This is a genomic window from Dactylosporangium sucinum (assembly GCF_014647515.1).
GTDB classification, from domain to species: Bacteria; Actinomycetota; Actinomycetes; order Mycobacteriales; family Micromonosporaceae; genus Dactylosporangium; species Dactylosporangium sucinum.
This window is the reverse complement of sequence record NZ_BMPI01000080.1, coordinates 26,139-33,236: the sequence shown is the minus strand read 5'-3', so window position 1 is coordinate 33,236 and position 7,098 is coordinate 26,139. Positions and strand designations below refer to the sequence as shown.

The window sequence follows — 7,098 nt, the reverse complement described above, 5'->3', positions numbered from 1 at the left end:
GGTTCCCGCGCGTTCCGGTTCCTGGGCGTTCCGGTTCCTGGGCGTTCCGGTTCCTGGGCGTTCCGGTTCCTGGGCGTTCCGAGTCCCGCGCGTTCCTGGTTCCCGGGCGTTCCGGTTCCTGGGCGTTCCGAGTCCCGCGCGTTCCGAGTCCCGCGCGTTCCTGGTTCCCGGGCGTTCCGAGTCTCGGGCGTTCCGAGTCCCGGGCGTTTCCGGTTCCCGCGCGATCCCAGTTCCCGCGCGTTCCCGGTTCGTCAGCTCATACAGCGCCCTGGTCCACGCCGCGCCGATCAGCCACGGCGTGGCTTTTCGCCTTCCTCTTGCACGAGTCGGTCGCCCACCTCGAGCTGGTTCCACAGGTCCCGATCCACCTTGACGTCGACGTGCGTTCCGTCGTCGAGCCGGATCTCCAGGCGTCGGTAGAGGTTGGAGCCGTCGAGCAGCGCGCGCGACTTCTTAGCGACGGTCCCGCTCCAAGCGTCCTTGTTCATGTGCCAACCGTAGGAACCCCGCAGGATCGGGCACGTCGGGCGCGAGACGGGTCTTACGCCTGCGACTTTGGGATGAGGGCCGGGGGCGCCCCAGCCCGAGGTTGTCCGCGGACCGCTGCGACCCGAGCCGCGCCGACGGTGGCCGTCATCACGCTGCGTAGTGACGGGGACGCGATCGCGGGACTGCGCGGGTAGGGTACGGCGGCATGGGGGACGGCTACACGGCTCGCTTCTCGCGGCGGTGGCGGATCGCCGCCGCCGTGGGGGCCGTGGTCGTGTCGGCGCCGCTGCTCACGCCCGCGCCGCTGCTCACGCCCGCGCCGCTCGTCGTGGCCGGCGCCGCCGGGCGGGCCGTGGCGGCGCTGCTCGTGCTCGCCCAGGCCGCCGGCTTCTGGTGGCTCGGGGTCCGGCCCCGGCTCGGGACCGCCGTCGTGCTCGCGGCCGCCGCCGGACTACAGGTGCTGTACCCGGGCCTGGGGCCCGGCCTCGCGTTCGTCGTGCTGTGCACCTACGCGTGGCTGCGGCCCGCCGCCGAGACGCTCTGGGGGCTGGGGCTCGCGGCGCTCGCCGCCTGCGGGCCGGCCGTCGCGCGCGAGCGCTGGGCGACGGCCGGGCTGTGGCTCGGCGGCGTCGTGCTCGCCTGGAGCTGGGGCGCGCTGGTGCGGGCCCGCGGCGCGCGCCGGCTCGCCGAGCGGCGGCAGGCCGTGCTCGAGGAGCGGGCCCGGATCGCGCGCGAGCTGCACGACGTGCTCTCCCACACCGTGTCGGTCATGGTGGTGCAGGCCGCCGCCGCCGACGACGTGTTCGACGCCGACCCGGCGCGGGCCCGCGAGGCGCTGCGCCGCACCGAACAGGCCGGGCGACAGGCCCTCGCCGAGCTGCGCTGGTTCCTGCGCACGGTGCGGGCCGAGGGCGACGCCGGGACGCAGGCGCCGCCGCAGCCGGGCCTCGGCGACGTCGAGCGGCTCGCCGGGACGGTGAGCGCCGCCGGGCTGCCCGTGATCGTCCGCCGGGAGGACGACGGCGCCGCGGACGTGCCGCTGGCCGTGCAGCTGTCGGCGTACCGGATCGTCCAGGAGGCCCTCACCAACGCGCTGCGGCACGCCGGCGCGGGCAGGGCCGAGGTGATGATCCGCAGCGGGCCCTCCGAGGTGTACGTCGAGGTGCGCGACGACGGCCGTGGCGGCTCCGGCGCCGGCGCCGGGCAGGGCATCCCCGGCATGCGGGAGCGGGCCACGCTGCTCGGCGGCACGCTGCGGGCCGGGCCGGCGCCCGGCGGCGGGTTCGAGGTGGCGGCGTGGCTGCCGACGAGGGAGCGGGCCCGATGAGCGGGACGCGAGCCATCCGGCCCGGCCGGCGGAGCCGAGCGGAGGCGACGGCATGACGATCAGGGTGTTGATCGCCGACGACCAGGCGCTCGTGCGCTCCGGCTTCCGGATGATCCTCGAGACCCGCGACGACCTCGAGGTGGTCGGCGAGGCCTCCGACGGCGCGCATGCGATCCGGCTGGTCGAGCAGGCCCGGCCCGACGTGGTCCTCATGGACGTGCGGATGCCCGGCCTCGACGGCGTCGAAGCCACCGCGCGGCTGACCGGGCGGCCCGGCGCGCCGCGGGTCATCATGCTCACGACGTACGACCTCGACGAGGCGCTCTACGCGGCGCTGCGGGCCGGCGCCAGCGGGTTCCTGCTCAAGGACGTTCGCCCGGCCGGCCTCGTCGAGGCGATCCGGGTCGTGGCCCGCGGCGACGCCCTGCTCGCGCCGAGCGCGACCCGGCGGCTGCTGGACCGGTTCGCGGCCACCGACGTGACGCCGCCGGCCGCGTCCGGCGCGCTGGAGCAGCTCACCGAGCGGGAGCGGGAGGTGCTGATGCTGCTGGCCCGCGGCGGCGCCAACGCCGAGATCGCCGAGCGGCTGGTCGTGACCGAGGCGACGGTCAAGACCCACGTGTCGTCGATCCTGCGGAAGCTCGGCGTCCGCGACCGGGTCCAGGCCGTCGTGCTCGCCTACGACCTCGGCCTGGTCCGGCCCCGGCCCTCGTCCTGATGTTCTCCGCCGCGCTCGACTCGGACGTCACGTGGTCCCGACGTCGGTCAGCGGCGGCCGCGGACCGGCTCCAGCAGGATCGCCACCCGCGCGCCCCGCAGCGGGCTGCGGTCGATCACCAGGCGGCCGCCCGCGGTCTCGGCCACCCGGCGCACGATGTCCAGGCCCAGGCCGGTCGAGCCGGCCCCGGAAGCGCCCCGGCGCTGCGCCCGCGCGGGGTCGCGGATGCCCGGGCCGGCGTCGTCGACGACCAGGCCGCGGGGCGAGACCTGGACCTCGAAGCCGGTGCCCTCCGGCGTGTGCTGGAAGACGTTGCCGAGCATGCAGTCGACCGCCGACACCAGGTCGGACTCGCCGACCGGCACGAACACCGGCTCCTGGCCGCCGACGACCCGCCACGGGCGGCGCTGGTCCTCGGCGAGCACCGACCAGAATGCCAGCCGGTCGGCCACGACCTCGACCAGGTCGGTGGTCTCGGGGACCCGGTCGGCGGCCGAGCGCCGCGCGGCCGTGATGATCTGCTCGATCTCGCCGTCGAGGGCGTCGAACGCCTGCCGCATCCGCTCGCCGATCGGGCCGGGCGGCATCGCGTCGGCGTCCAGGCGCAGGGCGGTGAGCGGGGTGCGCAGCCGGTGCGACAGGTCGGCGGCCAGCTCGCGCTCGGCGTCGGCGAACGCGACCATCTGGTCGGCCATGCGGTTGAACGACCGGGCCGCGTCGCGCAGCTCGGGCGGGCCTTCCGGCTCGACCCGCGCGTGCAGGTCGCCGTCGCCGAACGCGCGGGCGCCCTCGGCCAGCCGCCGGGTCGCCCGGACGATCTGCGCGCCGAGCCGGTCGGCGACCAGGGTGGAGCCGGCGACGAGCACGACCGCGAGACCGGCGAGCGCGAGCCAGGCGGCGCCGACCCCGCGGCTCAGGTCCCCGTCGGACACGTACACCTCGACCACCGCCGTGCGGTCGCCGTCGAGCACGACGGTCTGCAGGTAGGCCAGGCCGCCCGGCGCCTCGACCGTCGCCGAGCGCCCCTGCAGGCCGGCGAGCTGCACGTCCTGGGCCGACGCGTGCGAGGTGCCGACCGTCGGTTCTCCCATCAGGTGTACCGCCAGCCGCCCCGACTGCCCCGCCGGCACCGTGGCCACGGCGCGGTCCAGCGCGCCCGACCCGTTGCCCGACACGGACGCGAGCGCGGCGACCATCGCGTCGGCCTGGTACCGCGCCTCGGCGAGCGCCCGGTCGTGCGCGATCTGCTTCGTCACGTAGCCGAGCGGGACCAGGAACGCCAGCGCGATCATCGACGTGATCGCGAACGACAGGCGCATCAGCGCGCTTCTCATGCCGGCGGCCGTTCCGGGTCGACGAGCATGACCCCGACGCCGCGGAAGGTCCGCACGTACCGCGGGGCCGTCGCGCTCTCCCCGAGTTTGCGCCGCAGCCAGGACACGTGGACGTCGATCGTCTGGTCCTCGCCCGACGAGTCCGGCCGCTGCCACACCTCGGTCAGCAGCTCCCGCCGGCTCACCACGCGGCCCGCGCGCTGGGCGAGGTACGACAGGAGATCGAACTCCTTCTTCGTCAGCTGCAGCGGCCGGCCGTCGATCGACGCGAACCGCTGCTGCGGGTTGACGTGCAGCGCGCCGACGGTGACCCCGGTCGGGGGCGTGGCCGGGCCGGGCGTGCCCTGCCCGCGGCGCAGCACCGCGTTGATCCGGGCCGACATCTGGGCGCTGGAGAACGGCTTCGTCACGTAGTCGTCGGCGCCCGCGTCGAGCAGCCGGATGATGTCGCGCTCCGAGCGGCGGGCGGTGGCCACGATGACCGGCGCGTTGGAGATGCCGCGCAGCATCCGCAGCACGTCGAGGCCGTCCATGTCGGGCAGGCCCAGGTCGAGGATGACCAGGTCGGGCGGGTCGGTCGCGATGACCCGCAGCGCCGAACCGGCGTTGCCGACCGGTCGCACCACGTGGCCGGCGTCGGTCAGCGCCCGCGACAGCGCTCCGGACACGGCGACGTCGTCCTCCACGAGCAGGATCAGCGGCATGGCAACACGATAGGTGCAGCCCGTCGGCGGCGGGTGAGGGCACCGGGTGAGAACATCTCCCGATGCGGGTCAGCAAGGCGGCGGTACCGGTGCTGCTGTGGTGCCTGGCGACCGCGGCGAGCATCGCCGTGGCGTCGCTGGCGCTGCGGCCGGTGCTGCGCACCGCGATCCCGTCGGACAGCGTGTCGCTCGACGCGGAGGAGGAGCGCGGCCACGGCGGCCTGATGACCCAGCCGCAGCCCTCGCTGCCCCCGCCCACGTCGTCGCGGCCCCCGGCCTCGGCGCCGCCGCCGTCCTCGGCCCGCCCGCCGGCGTCGAGCGGCGCCGGCACCCCCAAGCCGCCCACGACCGCCGCCCCGCCGCCGCGGATCGTCGACGGCTGGACGGTGACGACGGGCAGCGACGGCGTCGACACGTACCTGAGGTCGTTCCGCACGGACGGCGGCGACGCGGTCATCCGCATCCGCGACGGCGTCGTCTCGCTCGTCACCGCGACGCCCCGCGACGGCTACTCGGTGTCGAAGGCGCAGACCGAGCCGACCCGCCTGGTGGTCCAGTTCGTCGCCGGCTCCGGCGGCTCGGCCTGGCTGGTCGACGCGATGTGGTGGCAGGGCAGCCCGCACGGCGAGGTCACCCGCATCGGCACCTAGGACCGATCCGGCCCGGCGCCGCCGCCGCGGTTGCAGTTCGGGTGCAGACCCGCGCCATCGGCCCGCGTCCGACCGGCGCAAGTGCCCATATGGAGACAGCGGCCGCCACGGCCGATCCGGGATGGGGGCTGCGAGAAGTGACTGGTGTTGCGGACGGCGTCCGGAGCGGTCGCCGTGCTCGGCCGCTGGCCAATGCCGGCATGGGCGTCAAAATCGGGTTGATCGTCGCGGTCCTCGCGGTGTCGGCCGTCGCCGTCGGCGTCGTCGCCGTGACCCGCCTGGCCAATGTGTACGCCCAGGGCGAGCGGATCGCCAGCGCCAGCCTGCGCGCGACGACCGACCTGGGCCGGCTGCGGGACCTGGCGCAGCAGGCCCGGATCCTCGCCCGGGACGCGGTCATCGCTCCCGACGACGCGGCGACCCGTGACGTCAGGTCGAAGATTCAGCGCAACGACGGCGAGTTCGACGACGCCCTCACCCGATACCGCGGCGAGGCCGCCGACCCGGCGGCGGTCCGGCGGTTCGAGGAGCTGTGGGCGCAGTACCGCCAGCTCCGCGACACCAGGCTGCTGCCGGCGGCCGAGTCCAACGACTTCCGCGCCGCCGCCACCATCCTGAACACCCAGACGGTGCCCATCACCACGAAGGCGTTCACCGAGCTCGACACGGCCAACGCCGCCGAGCGGGCCGACGCCGACGCCATCGTGGCCGCCGCGCGCGACGCCTACCGCACCGCTCGCACCCTGATCCTGCTCGTGCTCGGGGCCGGGCTGCTCGCCGCCCTCGCCCTGGCGTGGTACGTCACCCGCCTGGTCCTGCGGCCACTGCGCACCGTCTCGCGGGTCCTGGACGCCGTCGCCGAGGGGAACCTGACCGAGGTCGCCGCGGTCGGCAGCCGGGACGAGATCGGACGGATGGCCCACGCGCTGGACCGCGCCAACGACCGGACCCGGCAGGTCGTGCAGGCCTTCACCGAGACGGCGCACACGCTGGCGTCCAGCGCCGAGGAGCTGTCGGCAACCAGCAGGCAGATCGCCGGCGCCGCTGACGAGGCGTCCGGGCAGGCCGGCGTGGTCTCCACCGCCGCCGAGCAGGTCTCGGCCAACGTGCAGACCGTGGCCGCGAGCTCGGAACAGATGACCGCCTCGATCGCCGAGATCGCCCGCAACGCCGCCGACGCGGCGAAGGTCGCCAACCAGGCCGTCGACACCGCACAGGCTGCCACGACGACCGTGGCGAAGCTGGGCGAGTCGTCGCAGGAGGTCGGCAACGTCATCAAGGTGATCACCTCCATCGCGGAGCAGACCAACCTGCTCGCGCTCAACGCCACCATCGAGGCCGCCCGGGCCGGCGATGCCGGCAAGGGGTTCGCGGTCGTGGCGAACGAGGTCAAGGACCTGGCCCAGGAGACGGCGAAGGCCACCGACGAGATCGGGCAACGGATCGTGGCGATCCAGGACGACGTGCATCAGGCCGTCTCGGCCATCGCCCAGATCAGTGAGGTGATCGCCCGGATCGACCAGTTCCAGACCACCATCGCCGCCGCCGTGGAGGAGCAGACCGCCACCACCCAGGAGATCGGCCGCAACATCGCCGAGGCGGCCTCAGGCTCGGGAGAGATCGCCCGCAACATCCTCGGCGTGGCCTCCGCCTCGCAGACCACCAACCACAGCGTCACCCAGTCCCAGACCGCCACCGCCGACGTGGCCCGCATGGCCACCGAACTGCAACGGCTGGCCACCCAGTTCCGCGTGTAGCGTCCGGCTCCGGGCGGCGTGGACGAACCCGCCGCCCGCGGCCGGGCCACGCGCCCGAGGCACGCCGGGAACGCCGGCGGAATCTTAAGGCGGAGCTAATAGAGCGCGGCGAGAGAGCG

7 protein-coding genes are annotated in these 7,098 nt (G+C 75.0%); 4 read left to right on the top strand and 3 right to left on the bottom strand.

From position 1 onward, the window contains the following. Positions 1–287: 287 nt before the first annotated feature. On the bottom strand, positions 288–488 hold the full coding sequence (locus IEZ31_RS47730) for a DUF7489 domain-containing protein (RefSeq protein WP_190256765.1): 201 nt from the start codon (positions 486–488) through the stop codon (positions 288–290). 206 nt (positions 489–694) lie between these two features. Between IEZ31_RS47730 and IEZ31_RS47725 the strand changes: the two genes are divergently transcribed. Then, the gene (locus IEZ31_RS47725) at positions 695–1,816 is read left to right on the top strand and encodes a sensor histidine kinase (protein WP_190256764.1); all 1,122 of its coding nucleotides are present in this window, start codon (positions 695–697) and stop codon (positions 1,814–1,816) included. A gap of 52 nt (positions 1,817–1,868) precedes the next feature. Further along, the gene (locus IEZ31_RS47720; RefSeq protein ID WP_190256763.1) at positions 1,869–2,534 is read left to right on the top strand and encodes a response regulator; all 666 of its coding nucleotides are present in this window, start codon (positions 1,869–1,871) and stop codon (positions 2,532–2,534) included. Between the two features lie 47 nt (positions 2,535–2,581). Here the strand turns inward: IEZ31_RS47720 and IEZ31_RS47715 are convergent, their stop codons facing one another. Both IEZ31_RS47715 and IEZ31_RS47710 read right to left on the bottom strand, forming a co-directional pair. Further along, positions 2,582–3,868: a sensor histidine kinase gene (locus IEZ31_RS47715; protein ID WP_190256762.1), complete on the bottom strand. Its 1,287-nt coding sequence runs from the start codon at positions 3,866–3,868 to the stop codon at positions 2,582–2,584. Continuing rightward, positions 3,865–4,572: a response regulator transcription factor gene (locus IEZ31_RS47710; RefSeq protein ID WP_190256761.1), complete on the bottom strand. Its 708-nt coding sequence runs from the start codon at positions 4,570–4,572 to the stop codon at positions 3,865–3,867. Before IEZ31_RS47710 ends, IEZ31_RS47715 begins: the two co-directional genes overlap by 4 nt. 62 nt (positions 4,573–4,634) lie before the next feature. Between IEZ31_RS47710 and IEZ31_RS47705 the strand changes: the two genes are divergently transcribed. Both IEZ31_RS47705 and IEZ31_RS47700 read left to right on the top strand, forming a co-directional pair. Further along, a complete protein-coding gene (locus tag IEZ31_RS47705) occupies positions 4,635–5,222 on the top strand; it encodes a DNA mismatch repair protein MutL (protein ID WP_190256760.1) in 588 nt (195 codons plus the stop codon). 200 nt (positions 5,223–5,422) lie between these two features. Next, positions 5,423–6,979 carry a methyl-accepting chemotaxis protein gene (locus tag IEZ31_RS47700; protein WP_190256759.1) on the top strand — a complete coding sequence of 519 codons (1,557 nt, stop codon included), beginning with the start codon at positions 5,423–5,425 and terminating at the stop codon, positions 6,977–6,979. The last annotated feature ends 119 nt before the right edge of the window (positions 6,980–7,098 follow it).